Genomic DNA, 13653 nt, shown 5'->3' with positions numbered 1-13653 from the left:
GTAGGCCGAAGGCCGGTAGCGCAGAAAGGACTCTTGTTAACGGGACTCTCAGGATCATGTGGGACAAAAGCGCCCCGATCACACGAGCCGCCGTTTGACCCCTTTCGCAGCCCTTGATGAGCGAACCACGCTCGCCCGGCCCGACCTGGCCGAGCAGGCGCTGGAAGGACTTGTGCGGGCGGCGGCGTTCCGGGCGGTCGAGCCGACCCACTGCCGGGTGGCGGTGGCCGACGTCTTCGCAGACGCCGACAAGACGGCTCAGCGCATCGACCAACTGATCTTCGGCGAGGCCTTCGACGTGCTGGACCAGCAGGGCGGTTTCGCCTGGGGCCGGGCGCGCAGGGACGGCAGCGTGGGCTGGGTGGCGACATCCGCCCTGGGCCGCGACGCGCCCCTGGCCACGCACCGGGTCGCCGCGACGGGCGCCGCCCTGCCGCTGAACGCCCTGGTGCATCACATCTATTGCGGCGTCCCCGCCGAGGACCTGCAGCCGATCGGGATGTTCGAGACCGACCCCGTGGCGGTCGCCGAGCGCCTGCTGGGCACGCCGCACCGGCTGGGCGCGCGATCCTCCATCGCCACCGACTGTTCGGGCCTGGTGCAACAGGCTCTCTACGCCTGCGGCCTGGCCGGTCCGCGCCATTCCGACCAGCAGGCCGAACTGGGCCATGCCGTGGAGCGGTCGGACCTGCGGCGCGGCGACATCCTCGTCTGGCTTGCAGAGCCCGGTCATGAGTGGACCGGACACTCGGCCCTGGCCCTGGACGCCGACCGGGTGATCCATGCGACCGGCCATCATGGCGGGGTCGTCATCGAGGACCTGGCCGAGGCCGAGGCGCGATACGCCGCCGACGGCTTCCGCGCGCCAGTCTTTCGCCGGATCGGCTGACATCCCAAAACGCAGAAAGGCGACCCGAAGGCCGCCTTTCCTCATCTTCAAAAGGCCTGAGACCTTAGTGGTTCGCCGGGGCCGGGCTGGTGGCGGCCGGCGGAGCGGCAGGCGCGGCCTGGGTCGTTGCGGGATCGGCCGGAGCGGCGCCGGGGGCGGTCGCATCGGCGGCGGCGGCGCCTTCGGCCGGAGCCTCAGCCGCAGCGGCGTCACCTTCGGCGGGCGCAGCGCCGGGCTGGCGCGTCGGGTCCGAAGCGGGGATGGCGAAGCCGCCCGAGCCCTGCGAGCGCAGATAGGCGATCAGGTTGATCCGGGTCGGGGTGTCGCGCAGGCCGGCGAACGACATCTTGGTGCCGGCGATGTAGCGCGCCGGAGCCGTGATGAAGTGATCCAGCTCGTCATAGCCCCAGGTCGGCACCTCGGCCTTGTGGGCCTTCATCGCGTCCGAATAGGCGAAGCCTGCGCGGTGCATGACCGGACCGCCCACGACGCCGAACAGGTTCGGGCCGATGCCGTCGGCGCCGCCCTGATTGACCGTGTGGCAGGCCTTGCAGCGCGCGAAGGCGGCCTCGCCCGCAGCCAGATCGGCGGCCGGCAGGACCGTGCCCCAGTCAGGCGGCAGGACCGCTTCTTCGGCTCCGCCAGCTGCCTCTTCGGGCGCGTTGACGAAATAGCCCATCTTCTCAGGTTCGTGGGTCTTGTAGACCGCCCCCGAAACCTGCTGGACAACCAGGATGACGAAGGCCGTTCCCAGACCCGCGCCGAAAATCTTGTTCCACTTCAGATCGCCGCTCATACGCGTCGTCGCATCCCGTAGCTGGGCCCTCCATAGCGAACGACGGAGAGCGAATTCTTGCGTGGGCGTCTCTGACACGCTAGCGCCGCCTTCGCAACCGGGCCGAACCCCAGTTTGGCCGGTCGGGACCAGCAAAGGCGATATCCGACGATGAACCCGCTGATAATGATACCCGCTCGCATGGCGGCGACCCGGCTGCCGGACAAGCCCCTGGCCGAGATCGGCGGCAAGCCGATGATCGTGCGCGCCTATGAAAGCGCCCTGAACTCAGGCCTGCCCGTCGTGGTGGCGGCGGGCGATCAGGCCATCGTCGACGCCATCGTCGATATCGGCGGCCAGGCCATCCTGACCGATCCCGACCTGCCCTCGGGTTCGGACCGCATCCGCGCCGCGCTGGAGGCCATCGACCCCGACGGTCAATATGACGCGGTGATCAATCTTCAGGGCGACATGCCCTTCGCCGATCCGGGTCTGGCCACGGCCTGCGCCGCCCTGCTGCATGGCGAGCCGTCCTGCGACATCGCCACCCTGGTCGCGCCCGAAGCCGACGCCTCGGACCGCACCAATCCAGACGTGGTCAAGGCGGTGCTGGCGCTGGAAGCCGGCGAGCGTCACGGCAAGGCCCTCTATTTCACCCGCTCGACCCTGTACGGCGACGCGCCCGTGTGGCGTCACATCGGCATCTACGGCTATCGACGCGAGGCCCTGCTGCGCTTCTGCGCCGCCCCGCCGTCGCCGCTCGAGAAGCGCGAGAAGCTGGAACAGCTGCGGGCGCTGGAGATGGGACTGGCGATCTGGGCCGCCGTGATCGCCGAGGCGCCCCTGTCGGTGGATAATCCGGATGACCTCGCAGCGGCCAGGGCGGCGGCCTAGCTCTTTTCCCTCCTGCGGCTTGCATCGATATGATGCGACGCGAGCCGTTCCTGCGGCACAATGCCAAGCTGTAGAAGAACGACGTTATATATGGTAGTCCCTTTGCTAAGGCCTTTGGGGGGTTGCCGTGAAATCCTTAGTGCGAAAGCTGATCCGATCATCTCCGACCGCTTATCGGATGGTCAACCGCTACAGGGGCTGGCGCGTGCAGGACGCCAGCTCACCTCTGCCGACGATGACCGTCGGAGGTGATGGCGGGCCTCACAACTATGGATCCTGGGACCTGCCCAAGGACTTCAAGCTGTCTCCCGACGCGATCGTCTACAGCGCGGGCGTGGGCTTCGATGTGACTTTTGACCTTGAGCTCATAAGGCGCTGGGGCTGCGTCGTTCATGCCTTTGATCCCGGCGACGAAGTCCGGGACTATTTGGCGACCCTGGCCTTGCCGCCAGAGTTTCGGTTTCAGCAGGTGGCGCTCGGGACGACAGACGGCCGTCATGCATTCATCAAGTCTAACAACGCATCCTACTCGGTCACGGCCTCTCAGGCAGAGGACGTCGATCATTTGCAGACCCGGACTGTGGCGACCCTCATGGCGGATCGTGGTCACCTCTCGATCGACCTTCTGAAGATGGACATCGAGGGGTTTGAATATGCCGTCCTCGATCAGATGATCGAAAGCGGCCTGCGTCCGCGCTGTATTCTGGTTGAGTTTCACCACTTTCAGCAGAAGCGGCGCGAGGAGACGCTCAAAATCGTCCAGCGCCTGAAAGACGCGGGATACAGCAACTTCTGGATCAGCGATCTGGGCGCTGAATACGGGTTCATCCTTGCCTAGAGTTGGGTCTTTGGCCGCGGTCTTTTAGGCCTCGAACCCGTCCACCCAGGCCTTCAGCAGGGTGTGGGCGATGGCGAAGGGGGGCGGGGCCTTGATGGTCGGGTGCCGTCCGGCCAGCACGTCGGCGGCCTCGCCCCGCGTCAGCCAGGCGACGGCCTCAAGCTCGGTCTCGTCAGGGGCGGCCTGGTCGTCGGACACCTCGGCGATCAGCCCGATCATCAGCTGGGACGGGAAGGGCCAGGGCTGGCTGGAGTGATAGCGCACCGCCGTCACCGTCAGGCCGCTCTCCTCCTTGATCTCGCGAGCGCAGGCCTCCTCGATGGTCTCGCCGGGCTCGAGGAAACCCGCCAGGGCCGACATCTGCCCCGCCGGCCAGGCCGCCTGACGCCCCAGCAGACAGAGGGGCTCTGGCCCGCCTTTGTAGATCGGCAGCATGATGGTGACCGGATCGACGCGGGGGAAATGCTCGGTCTTGCAGGCCGGGCAAACCCGCTTCCAGCCGCCACAGGCATTGTCGCTCATCTGGCCGCAGGCGGCGCAGAAGCCGTGACGCCGTCGCCAGTCGAACAGGGACTTGGCCGTCCCCGCCATCGCCGCCTCGGGCCCTGACAGGATGGCGGCGGCCTCACGCATCTCGGTGAACCGGCCCAGACCCCGCACAGGGCCGTCCTGCGGGTCGATGGCGCCTTCGAACTCGATGGCGAAGACAGGCGCCGACTTCCACAGACCCAGGAACAGCTCGCGGTCGCGCACGATGTCGCGGGCGTGGGTCATCGACAGCCAGGCCAGGCGCGGGCCGTCGGGGCCTTCCTCCAGCAAGGGCCGGCCTTCCCACAGCACCATGGCCAGGGCGTCGGGGTTGGCCGCCTGTTCGGCCAGCCAGTCGGGATCGTTCCTCTGGTCGCCAGCGCGGTCCAGCGGATTGCCGGCGAAGGTGTTCAGGGCGGGAAGGGGCATGGCCCGTATCTAGCCCTTCATGCAGCGCTCGGGGAGGGGTGGTCTTGATCTCGGCGCACGGAGCCGCGATATAGGCCTCGGAGATCGGTGCGGGCGAAGGCTTCGCCAATCTGGTCAGGGCCGGAAGGCAGCAGCCACAACGAAATTCCCTTTGGGTCGTGTCGGTCTCCACTCTCCTGCTGTTTTTGGGACGCTAACGCTCGGCTCGCGGAGCCTCGCTGCTTGAGCGTGGCCTTTTTTAGGGTGCTAACGCTCGCGACGCGGTCGCTTGCTGCTTGAGCGCATGCTTGTTTTGGGGCGCTAACGCTCGGCTCGCGGCGCCTCTCTGCTTGAGCGCGAGAGGTTTGGGCGCGGCCAAGCTCGCTGTGCGCCAGCTTGGCGGGAACTCCTTTGCGCCCGAACCGCTGATGGGGCTCCAGCGACAGGAGCGGACATGAACATCCTCGGCAAGATTCTCGGCGGCGTCTTCAATCGCAAGAAGGACGACGCGCCCACGCCCGCGCCCGCTTCCGCACAAGCGGCCCCGGCGGCTCCGACGCCCGTGACCTCCGCCTCGGCCACCGCCCCCCAGCCCGAGCCGGTCGATGTCGCCGGCATCCTGGACTTCAAGAACAGCGTGCGGGACCAGAAGCTGAACTGGCGCACCTCCATCGTCGACCTGATGAAGCTGGTGGGTCTGGAAAGCTCGCTGGCCGAGCGCAAGGAACTGGCCGACGAGCTGGGCTATACGGGCGACAAGTCCGACAGCGCCACGATGAACATCTGGCTGCACAAGCAGGTCATGCTGAAGATCGCCGACAATGGCGGGCAACTGCCGCGCGATATGTAGGTTCGACCCCTGTCCTGCCGCTCGTCCCCGCTTTCGCGGGCGGGCGGCAGGATGGGAATGGCGTCGGCGGCCTTCCTCGCGGTAAGACCGTGTCATGAGCGACGTCGACCCGAATCTGGATGGGCCTCCGTGGGAGGAAGACCTCCCCGAGCGGGATGAGAACACCGACGACATGTTCGGTGCGCCTGCCGCTGCGCCCACGGAACAGGTCCAGGTCGCGCCGCAGCCTGTTCGCGCGCCCGTCGCCGTGTCCGAGCCTGCGCCTGTCGAGGGGGACGGCGAGGCCTATACCGTCCTGGCCCGCAAATATCGGCCGCGCACCTTCGAGGACCTGATCGGCCAGGAGGCCATGGTCCGAACTCTGACCAACGCCTTCGCCACCGGCCGGATCGCCCACGCCTTTATGTTGACCGGGGTGCGGGGCGTCGGCAAGACGACCACGGCCCGCCTTCTGGCCCGCGCCCTGAACAACCAGACCGACGTGATCGACCGGCCCTCGCTGGAACTGACCGCCCACGGCGTGCACGACGCGGCCATCATGGCCGGCCAGCATATGGACGTCATGGAGATGGACGCCGCCAGCCATACCGGCGTCAGCGACATTCGCGATATCCTCGACAGCGTCCGCTATGGCCCGGTCGAGGCGCGCTACAAGGTCTATGTACTCGACGAAGTGCACATGCTGTCGAACCAGGCCTTCAATGCCCTACTGAAGACGCTGGAAGAGCCTCCGCCCCACGCCAAATTCATCTTCGCCACGACCGAGATCCGCAAGGTGCCGGTGACCATCCTGTCGCGCTGCCAGCGCTTCGACCTGCGCCGTGTCGAGCCCGAGGTGCTGGTCGAGCATCTGTCGCGCATCGCCGGCAAGGAGGGGATGAAGGTCGAGGACGACGCCCTGGCCCTGATCGCCCGCGCCGCCGAGGGCTCGGTTCGCGACGGACTGTCCCTGCTGGACCAGGCCCTGGTCCAGGGCGAGCGCGGCGAGACCGTCAAGACCGAGGTCGTGCGCGACATGCTGGGACTGGCCGACCGCAGCCAGACCATCGCCCTGTTCGAACAGGTGATGGGCGGACGCACGCCCGAGGCGCTGAAGACCTTCCGCACGCTTTACGGCTATGGCGCCGATCCGATCCAGGTCACCAACGACCTGCTGGAGCATTGCCACGCGGCCTCGGTCGCCAAGATGCTGGGGCCGAACGCGACCCGCCTGCCCAATGACCAGGCCCAGAAGCTGGCGGCCATGGGGGCGGCGATCTCGGCCGGGACCCTGTCGCGCACCTGGCAGATGCTGCTGAAGGCGCTGGACGAGGTGAGGCGCGCGCCCAGCCCGGCCGATGCGGTCGAGATGGCCATCGTGCGCCTGGCCTACGCCGCCGACCTGCCGGGACCGGAAGAGGCGCTGAAGGCCTTGCAGAACGGCGACCTGCCGGGCGGCGCGGGCGCACCCAGAGGCGGCGGCGGTGGAGGTGGCGGCGGAGCCTCGGCCCAGCTGGCTCCGCGACCGGCGGCGCCTCCGGCCCTGCCCGATCCCCAGACCTTTGAGGCCACCGTCGCCCTGATCGGCCAGAAGCGCGAGATCAGCCTGCAGATGGACGTGCAGCGCTATGTGAAGCCCGTGTCGTTCAAGCCCGGCGCCATCGTCTATGAAAGCGGCGAGGGCGCGCCGATCGACCTGGCCCGCCGGCTGGCGTCACGGCTGCGCGAATGGACCGGCCGTACCTGGCTGATCGCCGCCAACGGCCAGGGCGGGGGCGAGACCCTGATCGAGGTCGAACGTCGAGGCCGGGCCGAGGAACGGGCCCAGGTCGAGGCCGATCCCTTTGTCGCTGCGGTGATGGCGGCCTTCCCGGGCGCCAAGATCGCCGAGATCAAGACCCTGGCCCCGACCGTCGAAATGCCCGCCATCCCCGACGAGGTCGAGGACGAGGATTAAAAGCATTCCTCCCCCATCGGGGGAGGGGGACCCCGAAGGGGTGGAGGGGGCTGGCTCCAGACACGATGCGTGCGTTCGGCCCCCTCCGTCACGGCGCAAGCGCGCCGCGACACCTCCCCCGATGGGGGAGGATTAAGGTCAGACGATCTTTGCGGCGGTGTCGAAGTCCAGGCGCGGGAAGCGCGGGAACATCTTCTCGTCGGTGCCATAGCCCAGGTTGATGACGAAGGACGGCTCCCAGGTGGTGTCGGCCAGGAACTCGGCCTTCACCCCGGCGGCGTCGAAACCGATCATCGGGCCGACGTCGAGGCCCAGGGCGCGGGCTGCGATCATGAAATAGCCGGCCTGCAGCGAGCCGTTCAGGCCCGACGAGGCCTTGCGGCCTTCCAGGTCGCCGAACCAGTTCTTGGCGTCGGGATTGTGCGGGAACAGGATCGGCATCTGCTCGTGGAATTCGATGTCATGGCAGATGATGACATTGACCGGGGCGCTCAGGGTCTTCTCGCGGTTGCCCTCGGACATGTGGGGCGACAGCCGGGCCTTGGCCTCGGGCGAGGTGATGAACAGGAAGCGCGCGGGTGTCGTATTGGCCGCAGTCGGGCCGAATTTGGTCAGGTCGTACAGTTTGCGGATCAGGCCTTCGGACACCGGCCGGTCGCTGAAGTCGTTGCGCGTGCGGGCTTCGGTGAATAGCTGAGCAAGGGCGGTGTCGTTCAGTGCGACGTCGCGGGTCGAGGAATCATAGGCCATGGAAGACTATCCGGGATGAATGGCAACAGCGTCAGTTGCTAAATAGAGGCTTGGCCGGCCGATGCAAGGGGCGGGCGCCGGATGCGATAAGCTCAGGCACGCTGTCGTGTCGAGCATCCTCGTCATTCAACCCCTGTCGCGATGGCGCGCGATTGCTTATCTAGGGGGCATGAAAGATCTCAACGCCTTGATGCAACAGGCCCAGGCCATGCAGCAGAAGCTGCAGGACGCCCAGGCCAAGATGGCCGAAACGGCCGCCGAAGGAAGCTCGGGGGGCGGTCTGGTGACCATCGCCCTGCGCGGTCCCGGCGAGGTGACCTCGGTCAGGATCGACGACAGTCTTCTGGTCCCCGGCGAGGGTGAGATCCTGGCCGACCTGATCGTCGCCGCCCACGCCGACGCCAAGCGCCGACTGGACGAGATCAACGGCGCCCTGATGCGCGAAGCGGCCGGGCCGATGGCGGGCATGAACATCCCCGGCATGCCCAAGCTGTTCTAGGCCGATCCCGAATTGGCCGCCGCAGCCGGACCCGAGATCGAGCGACTGATCGCCCTGCTGGCCAAGCTGCCGGGGCTGGGTCCGCGCTCGGCTCGACGCGCGGCCCTGCAACTGCTGAAAAAGCGCGAGCAACTGCTGATCCCCCTGGCCGCCGCCATGGACGAGACGGCGCGCAAGGTCGTGTCCTGCTCGGTCTGCGCTGCGCCTGACACCCGCGATCCCTGTTCCATTTGCTCGGACCCCCACCGCGACAACGGCCTGATCTGCGTGGTCGAGGAGGCCGGCGCCCTGTGGGCCATGGAGCGGTCGGGCGCGTTCCGCGGCAAGTATCATGTCATGGGCGGACTGCTGTCGGCGTTGGACGGCGTCGGGCCCGAAGACCTGCGCGTCGCCGAACTGGTCGGCCGGGCCAGGGCGGGGAACCAGGGGAGCGGCGACGGCGGCGCGGTGCGCGAGGTCGTTCTGGCCCTGCCGGCGACCGTCGACGGCCAGACCACCGCACACTATCTGGCCGAACGGCTGGCGGGGACGGGGGTGGAGGTCACCTCTCTAGCGCGCGGCGTGCCGGTCGGCGGCGACCTGGACTGGCTCGACGACGGCACCATCGTCCAGGCCCTTCGCGCGCGACGCCCGGCCTAGGGTTCGGACCCGTCTTTCCGACGCCGCCGACTCCGGCTAGGAACGGAGCATGAACACGCTCGTGCTGATCCTCGCCGCCGTCGCCGTCCTCCTGGGCGCCGCCTTCCTGTGGGCCTTCATGGGCTGGCAGAAGGCCGTGTCGGCCCTGACCTCGGCACACGAAAAGGTCGCCCTGATCGAGGACAGCCGGGTCACCATGGCCGAGCTGATGAAGGCCCAGGCCGCCCAGTCGGCCCAGGCCGTGGCCGATCAGATGGTCCAGCGCGCCACCGACACCTTCCAGGCCCAGGACCGGTTCGCCCGTGAGCGGATCGAGGCTCAGCTGAAGCCCGTGTCCGAGCAGTTGACCAAGTTCCAGGAACACGTCTCGGCCCTGGAAAAGAGCCGCACCGAGGAAACCGGCGGGCTGAAGGAACAGCTGGCCGCCCTGATGACCGCCTCCAGCGCGACGCGCGATGAGGCGCGCAAGCTGACCGAGGCCCTGCGCGGCAACACCGGCCGGCGCGGACGCTGGGGCGAGCAAACCTGCCGCAATGTGCTGGAGGCCGCAGGGATGGCCGGCCGGTTCGACTTCGAGGAACAGACATCCTCGGCCGACGACGCGGGTCGCCAGCAGCGTCCCGACTTCATCGTTCGCATGCCCGGCGGCGGCATGTTCGTGATCGACGCCAAGGTGCCCCTGGCATTCGGCGACGAGGCGGACGGCGACGCCGAAGCCCAGGCCCGCTCGGTCTCCATGCGCACCGCCGCCAGTATGAAGACCCACGTCCGCCAGCTGTCGGCCAAGGCCTATCAGGACCAGTTCAAGCCCAGCCCCGATGTCGTCGTCATGTTCGTGCCGGGCGAATCCTTCCTGGCCGCCGCCCTGGATCATGAGCCCGACCTGATCACACAGGCCATGGCCTCGCGGGTGCTGATCGCCACGCCCACCACCCTGTTCGCTCTTTGCAAGGCGGTCGCCTATGGCTGGCGGGCCGAGGAACAGTCGCGCAACGCCGACGAGATCGCCCGCCTCGGCAAGGAACTCTACAGGCGGCTGGCCTCGATGGGCGGGCACGCCGCCTCGGTGGGCAAGGCGCTGGACGCAGCGGTGGGGCGCTACAACCAGTTCGTCGGCTCGCTGGAAAGCCAGGTCATGGTCCAGGCCCGACGGTTCGAGGACCTGCAGGTCGATCACGAAGGCAAGGACCTGCCGGCGCTTACGCCGATCGAAATCGCCCCGCGCACCCTCAGCCGACCCGAGCTGGTCGCCCAGATCAACGAGCCCGCCAAACTCGTCTAGGCGGCATGACCCTGACGCTATGACAAGGGTGGTTGACACGCCGCGATCATGAAAAGTAAAACGTCCTTGTCATAAAGACTAGGAGGCTTTCCATGTCGTCTTTCAAATCTCGGATTGTCGGTCGGTCGATGATGGGTGTGCTGGGACTGTTGGCTGTGACCTTCATCGGCGGGGCCGTGATCGGCTATCTCGAAGCCTCCGGGGCGGCGATCAATGTCGGCGCCGCAAGCTTCTGGGTGCTGTGCGCCGTCGCCGTCGTGGTCATGGCGGGCGCCATGGCGATCGGCACGCTCTGGATGCGATCCATCGATGAGGCGGCGCAAGAGGCGCACAAATCGGCCTGGTACTGGGGCGGCAGCGCCGGAATGGCGGTCGGCGGCGTGCTGCTGGTCATCTCGGCGGTCCAGCCGGCGACAGCCGCCCTCGATCTGCCCGCCGTGCTTGGGCGCACTGATCCCGTCGCCTACGCCGCCGCCGGCGCCTTCGGCATCCTGACCCTGATGCTGATCGGTTACGGCGTGGTCTGGGCCTGGTGGTGGCTGTCGCGGACGCGGGGCTAGGGCCGGGCCGATGAACAATCATCTCAAGGTCCTGCGGGCCGAGCGCGACTGGAGCCAGGCGCAACTGGCCGAACAACTCGGCGTCTCGCGCCAGACCGTCAATGCGCTGGAGACGGGCCGGTATGATCCGTCCCTGCCGCTGGCCTTCCGTATCGCCCGCATCTTCGACCGGCCGATCGAAGCCATCTTCACCGAATAGACGGCCATCGCCGTTTCGCACTTTCGCTTCCCTTTGCACGCTCCTGCTGAAAGGATTTCGCCATGATCCACCATGCCGTCGTCTCTCGCGCCCAGACCCGCCTCGCTCAGCTGATCCGGGGGACGGCGATCAGTCTGGCCCTGATCGGCTCCGGGTTTGCAGTCTTCCCCGCGATGGCCGAGGCGGCGCCTCAGGCGGCTGTGGCTCAGGCGCCCGACGCCGAACCTGCCGCTGCGCCTGGTCCCGCCCTTTGGATCATCCGCGACGCGGACTCGACCCTCTATCTGTTCGGCACGGTCCATGTGCTGAAGCCCGGCACGGTCTGGGCCTCGCCCCGGATCGATGCGGCCCTGGCGGCCTCGCCCGATCTCTGGTTCGAGATTTCCAACCCCGAAGACACCGCCGCAATCATCCCCCTGATCCAGCGTTACGGGATCTCGCAGGACCAGCCTCTGTCCAGCCTGTTGACGGCGACCGAGATGGGACAACTGGATGCGGCGGCGCGGGCCGTGGGCTCCAATATCTCGCAGATGGATCCGTTGCGGCCCTGGTATGCGGCGGTGGCCCTGTCGCTCGCCCCTCTGACCAAGGCCGGCTACGATCCCGCCTCGGGCGTGGAGCTGGTGCTGAAGGCCCGCGCACTGGAGGCCGGCAAGACCATCCACGGCTTCGAAACCATCGACCATCAGGTGGCGACCCTGGCGACCCTGCCGGACGACGTCCAGCTCGACTTCCTGCGCTCGACGCTGGAGGATTTCGACCAGGCCGCCAGCCTGCTGGACGCCATGGTCACGGCCTGGGCGACGGGGGACGTGACGACCCTGGACCGGGTCGTGGTTCAGGACATGAAGGCGGACTCTCCAGCCATCTATGACGCGCTCCTGGTGCGTCGCAACGTCGGGTTCGCCGATCAGATCGAGACCCTGCTGGCCGGGTCGGGCACGGCCTTCATCGCCATCGGCGCCGCCCACCTGGCGGGTGAGGACAGTGTGCAGTCCATGCTGCAAGCGCGCGGCGTGACCGTCGAACGGGACTAGACGCGCTTCGACGCCCCGAAGATGTCTTCGGGGCGTCGCGTTCGTCTGCATGGGGTCAGTTGAACAGACCGGCGATGACGGCGGTGATCAGGCCGGTAGCGACGGCGGTCAGGACCACGTCGTTGCCGGTGCGGACATACTCCTGACCCCGCGGCGGCGCGCGCAGGCCGTAGCTGGCGTAGTTGCTGACCACATAGGACCGGCTGCGGTACTGCGAGGGCAGGCGCTGGCCATAGGACCATGTCCGGGCCTGCTGACCACGCGGCGGCGTATAGCGCGCGGCCGAGTAGCGGCGCTGAGACTGCTGCCAGCGACCATAGGTCTGGGTCTGGGCCTGGGCCTGAGGCTGGACCCGGACCGGCGCGGGGGTGGCGCGAGGGGGCGCGGCGCGGGCGGGCGTGCGAGCCGTATTAGGAGCCGTCCGGGCAGGAGCGCTTTGATGGCCCTGGTTGTGGCCGGCGTTGTGACCGGGAGCGGGGGCGCGGGACTGGGCCGAGGCGGCGGTGGCCGAGCCGATGGAGGCGACGGCGGTCAGAGCCGCCAGGGCCGTGGTGATCATCTTGCGGTTCATGGCGATCTCCTTTTCGATTTGAGCCATGATCCAAACCTAGGGCTGCGGGCCTGAGAGGAACCTGAGGGCCAGCGGCATTCGCGGTTCACCTGGCGAACGTATCCCCGTCCCAAGTCTGTCCGATCGGACAGGATGGCGCAGGGGGCGCGGCTTCACATCGGGGGGGATTGGTCCTAAGCCGCTGGCGTGACCCGTTCCCAGGCCGACAATTGGTCGATTGCGCGCTCGCTGGCCTTCCTGGCCGCGACGTTCGCTATCGTATTCGGCAGCGTCATGCCGTTCGCGGCCCTGGCGGCGTCCACGCCCGGCCATCCGATGGTCATCTGCTCGGCCGAAGGGCCGCAGACCATCGCCGTCGGCGTCGAAGGCGCGCACCGCGACAACACCAAGGGGATGGGCGGGGCCAAATGCGCCGCTTGTCTGCTGGCCGTCGTTGCCGACCTGCCCGAGCCGCCGGTCGCACGCAAGATCGCGGGAGCCACGACCCGCCCGGCCTCGGTCTTCGTCGCCACACCGACGCCGCCGGTCCCGCCGGCTCGCGCCCCGCCGCGTCCGCCGTCCACCGCTCCACCCCAGGCCTGAACAGCCCCGATCGACGCTTTTCGGCGCCGCGCAGACCCGCGCGCGCCGGCTCATCCCTGTTCAGGATACCGACTTCATGTTGCTCAAGACCTCTGCGGCGCCGCGTGCGCTGCTGACTATGCCCCTCATGCTGTGGGGCGCGGCGATCGCCGCCAGTTCGCCGTCCGCTGCGCTGGCCCAATCGTCCACACAGGCGACCGCGCTGGACGAGATCATCGTCACCGCCGCTCGCAATCCCGAAGACCCGCCCGTGGTCGCCGCCACCCGCGCCCGGCTGTCGCGCACCCCCGGCGCCGTGGCCGTGGTGTCCGCCGAATCCTACGCCAGCCGCTATGCGCCCAACCTGGCCGACGTGCTGCGCGACGTGCCCGGCGTCTATGCCCAGAAGAAGTGGGGCGGCGACGTTCGCCTGTCGA

The 13653-nt window shown here is 68.0% G+C and carries 17 protein-coding genes and 1 other RNA gene (1 of these 18 cut by a window edge); 14 read left to right on the top strand and 4 right to left on the bottom strand.

Annotated elements, in window-relative coordinates; genetic code table 11:
* Nucleotides 1–94: 94 nt before the first annotated feature.
* Nucleotides 95–889, top strand: a complete 795-nt coding sequence (locus tag ACO05L_RS15805; protein WP_421730114.1) for an NlpC/P60 family protein — start codon at nucleotides 95–97, stop codon at nucleotides 887–889.
* 64 nt (nucleotides 890–953) lie between these two features.
* Here the strand turns inward: ACO05L_RS15805 and ACO05L_RS15800 are convergent, their stop codons facing one another.
* Nucleotides 954–1685 carry a c-type cytochrome gene (locus ACO05L_RS15800; RefSeq protein ID WP_421730113.1) on the bottom strand — a complete coding sequence of 244 codons (732 nt, stop codon included), beginning with the start codon at nucleotides 1683–1685 and terminating at the stop codon, nucleotides 954–956.
* A gap of 150 nt (nucleotides 1686–1835) precedes the next feature.
* On the opposite strand from ACO05L_RS15800, the gene ACO05L_RS15795 reads away from it, so the two are divergent.
* Nucleotides 1836–2558, top strand: coding sequence for a 3-deoxy-manno-octulosonate cytidylyltransferase (locus tag ACO05L_RS15795; RefSeq protein ID WP_421730112.1), 723 nt, complete (start codon nucleotides 1836–1838; stop codon nucleotides 2556–2558).
* Nucleotides 2559–2763: 205 nt separating this feature from the next.
* On the top strand, nucleotides 2764–3396 hold the full coding sequence (locus tag ACO05L_RS15790; RefSeq protein WP_421730111.1) for an FkbM family methyltransferase: 633 nt from the start codon (nucleotides 2764–2766) through the stop codon (nucleotides 3394–3396).
* Nucleotides 3397–3420: 24 nt separating this feature from the next.
* Here ACO05L_RS15790 and nudC read toward each other — a convergent pair whose 3' ends face one another.
* Nucleotides 3421–4353, bottom strand: coding sequence for an NAD(+) diphosphatase (gene nudC, locus ACO05L_RS15785; RefSeq protein WP_421730110.1), 933 nt, complete (start codon nucleotides 4351–4353; stop codon nucleotides 3421–3423).
* Nucleotides 4354–4431: 78 nt separating this feature from the next.
* Between nudC and ffs the strand changes: the two genes are divergently transcribed.
* The 3 genes from ffs to ACO05L_RS15770 all read left to right on the top strand — a co-directional run bounded on the left by ffs (nucleotide 4432) and on the right by ACO05L_RS15770 (nucleotide 7118).
* Nucleotides 4432–4527, top strand: an RNA gene (gene ffs, locus ACO05L_RS15780) — signal recognition particle sRNA small type.
* A gap of 259 nt (nucleotides 4528–4786) precedes the next feature.
* Nucleotides 4787–5182: a DUF3597 domain-containing protein gene (locus ACO05L_RS15775; protein WP_421730109.1), complete on the top strand. Its 396-nt coding sequence runs from the start codon at nucleotides 4787–4789 to the stop codon at nucleotides 5180–5182.
* Nucleotides 5183–5276: 94 nt separating this feature from the next.
* Entirely contained in the window at nucleotides 5277–7118 is a 1842-nt protein-coding gene (locus ACO05L_RS15770; protein WP_421730108.1) for a DNA polymerase III subunit gamma/tau, read from the top strand.
* A 138-nt stretch (nucleotides 7119–7256) separates the two neighbouring features.
* On the opposite strand, the gene ACO05L_RS15765 is transcribed toward ACO05L_RS15770, so the two are convergent.
* On the bottom strand, nucleotides 7257–7868 hold the full coding sequence (locus ACO05L_RS15765) for a malonic semialdehyde reductase (RefSeq protein ID WP_421730107.1): 612 nt from the start codon (nucleotides 7866–7868) through the stop codon (nucleotides 7257–7259).
* A gap of 169 nt (nucleotides 7869–8037) precedes the next feature.
* Here ACO05L_RS15765 and ACO05L_RS15760 point away from each other — a divergent pair, with 169 nt between their 5' ends.
* From ACO05L_RS15760 to ACO05L_RS15735, 6 genes are all read left to right on the top strand, one after another.
* Nucleotides 8038–8367, top strand: coding sequence for a YbaB/EbfC family nucleoid-associated protein (locus ACO05L_RS15760; RefSeq protein WP_421730106.1), 330 nt, complete (start codon nucleotides 8038–8040; stop codon nucleotides 8365–8367).
* Between the two features lie 12 nt (nucleotides 8368–8379).
* Nucleotides 8380–9006, top strand: a complete 627-nt coding sequence (recR, locus tag ACO05L_RS15755) for a recombination mediator RecR (protein ID WP_421730105.1) — start codon at nucleotides 8380–8382, stop codon at nucleotides 9004–9006.
* A 49-nt stretch (nucleotides 9007–9055) separates the two neighbouring features.
* Complete coding sequence (locus ACO05L_RS15750) at nucleotides 9056–10288, top strand: DNA recombination protein RmuC (RefSeq protein ID WP_421730104.1); 1233 nt, start codon at nucleotides 9056–9058, stop codon at nucleotides 10286–10288.
* A 92-nt stretch (nucleotides 10289–10380) separates the two neighbouring features.
* Complete coding sequence (locus ACO05L_RS15745) at nucleotides 10381–10848, top strand: hypothetical protein (protein ID WP_421730103.1); 468 nt, start codon at nucleotides 10381–10383, stop codon at nucleotides 10846–10848.
* Between the two features lie 10 nt (nucleotides 10849–10858).
* On the top strand, nucleotides 10859–11047 hold the full coding sequence (locus ACO05L_RS15740) for a helix-turn-helix transcriptional regulator (protein WP_421730102.1): 189 nt from the start codon (nucleotides 10859–10861) through the stop codon (nucleotides 11045–11047).
* 62 nt (nucleotides 11048–11109) lie between these two features.
* The gene (locus ACO05L_RS15735) at nucleotides 11110–12084 is read left to right on the top strand and encodes a TraB/GumN family protein (RefSeq protein ID WP_421730101.1); all 975 of its coding nucleotides are present in this window, start codon (nucleotides 11110–11112) and stop codon (nucleotides 12082–12084) included.
* Nucleotides 12085–12139: 55 nt separating this feature from the next.
* Here ACO05L_RS15735 and ACO05L_RS15730 read toward each other — a convergent pair whose 3' ends face one another.
* Nucleotides 12140–12655 (bottom strand): RcnB family protein, encoded by a 516-nt coding sequence (locus ACO05L_RS15730; protein WP_421730100.1) that lies wholly within the window; start codon nucleotides 12653–12655, stop codon nucleotides 12140–12142.
* Between the two features lie 186 nt (nucleotides 12656–12841).
* On the opposite strand from ACO05L_RS15730, the gene ACO05L_RS15725 reads away from it, so the two are divergent.
* Together ACO05L_RS15725 and ACO05L_RS15720 are read left to right on the top strand one after the other, a co-directional pair.
* The gene (locus tag ACO05L_RS15725) at nucleotides 12842–13237 is read left to right on the top strand and encodes a DUF2946 family protein (RefSeq protein ID WP_421730099.1); all 396 of its coding nucleotides are present in this window, start codon (nucleotides 12842–12844) and stop codon (nucleotides 13235–13237) included.
* A 76-nt stretch (nucleotides 13238–13313) separates the two neighbouring features.
* Nucleotides 13314–13653: the 5' end (the start) of a TonB-dependent receptor family protein gene (locus ACO05L_RS15720; protein ID WP_421730098.1), read on the top strand. It continues 1769 nt past the right edge of the window; the window shows 340 of its 2109 coding nt (coding positions 1–340); the start codon lies at nucleotides 13314–13316; the stop codon falls past the right edge of the window.

This window comes from Brevundimonas sp. (assembly GCF_965227765.1).
In the GTDB taxonomy this organism is placed as follows: Bacteria; Pseudomonadota; Alphaproteobacteria; order Caulobacterales; family Caulobacteraceae; genus Brevundimonas.
The sequence above is the reverse complement of the archived record's forward strand: the minus strand, read 5'-3'. Positions and strand labels throughout refer to the sequence as shown.

What these genes read in the sequence shown, in the direction of transcription:
- ACO05L_RS15765 (WP_421730107.1), bottom strand. Translation starts at nt 7,868, where the DNA reads ATGGCCTATGATTCCTCGACCCGCGACGTCGCACTGAACGACACCGCC.
- ACO05L_RS15745 (WP_421730103.1), top strand. Translation starts at nt 10,381, where the DNA reads ATGTCGTCTTTCAAATCTCGGATTGTCGGTCGGTCGATGATGGGTGTG.
- ACO05L_RS15730 (WP_421730100.1), bottom strand. Translation starts at nt 12,655, where the DNA reads ATGAACCGCAAGATGATCACCACGGCCCTGGCGGCTCTGACCGCCGTC.
- ACO05L_RS15735 (WP_421730101.1), top strand. Translation starts at nt 11,110, where the DNA reads ATGATCCACCATGCCGTCGTCTCTCGCGCCCAGACCCGCCTCGCTCAG.
- ACO05L_RS15795 (WP_421730112.1), top strand. Translation starts at nt 1,836, where the DNA reads ATGAACCCGCTGATAATGATACCCGCTCGCATGGCGGCGACCCGGCTG.
- ACO05L_RS15740 (WP_421730102.1), top strand. Translation starts at nt 10,859, where the DNA reads ATGAACAATCATCTCAAGGTCCTGCGGGCCGAGCGCGACTGGAGCCAG.
- ACO05L_RS15760 (WP_421730106.1), top strand. Translation starts at nt 8,038, where the DNA reads ATGAAAGATCTCAACGCCTTGATGCAACAGGCCCAGGCCATGCAGCAG.
- ACO05L_RS15775 (WP_421730109.1), top strand. Translation starts at nt 4,787, where the DNA reads ATGAACATCCTCGGCAAGATTCTCGGCGGCGTCTTCAATCGCAAGAAG.
- nudC (WP_421730110.1), bottom strand. Translation starts at nt 4,353, where the DNA reads ATGCCCCTTCCCGCCCTGAACACCTTCGCCGGCAATCCGCTGGACCGC.
- ACO05L_RS15770 (WP_421730108.1), top strand. Translation starts at nt 5,277, where the DNA reads ATGAGCGACGTCGACCCGAATCTGGATGGGCCTCCGTGGGAGGAAGAC.
- ACO05L_RS15750 (WP_421730104.1), top strand. Translation starts at nt 9,056, where the DNA reads ATGAACACGCTCGTGCTGATCCTCGCCGCCGTCGCCGTCCTCCTGGGC.
- ACO05L_RS15800 (WP_421730113.1), bottom strand. Translation starts at nt 1,685, where the DNA reads ATGAGCGGCGATCTGAAGTGGAACAAGATTTTCGGCGCGGGTCTGGGA.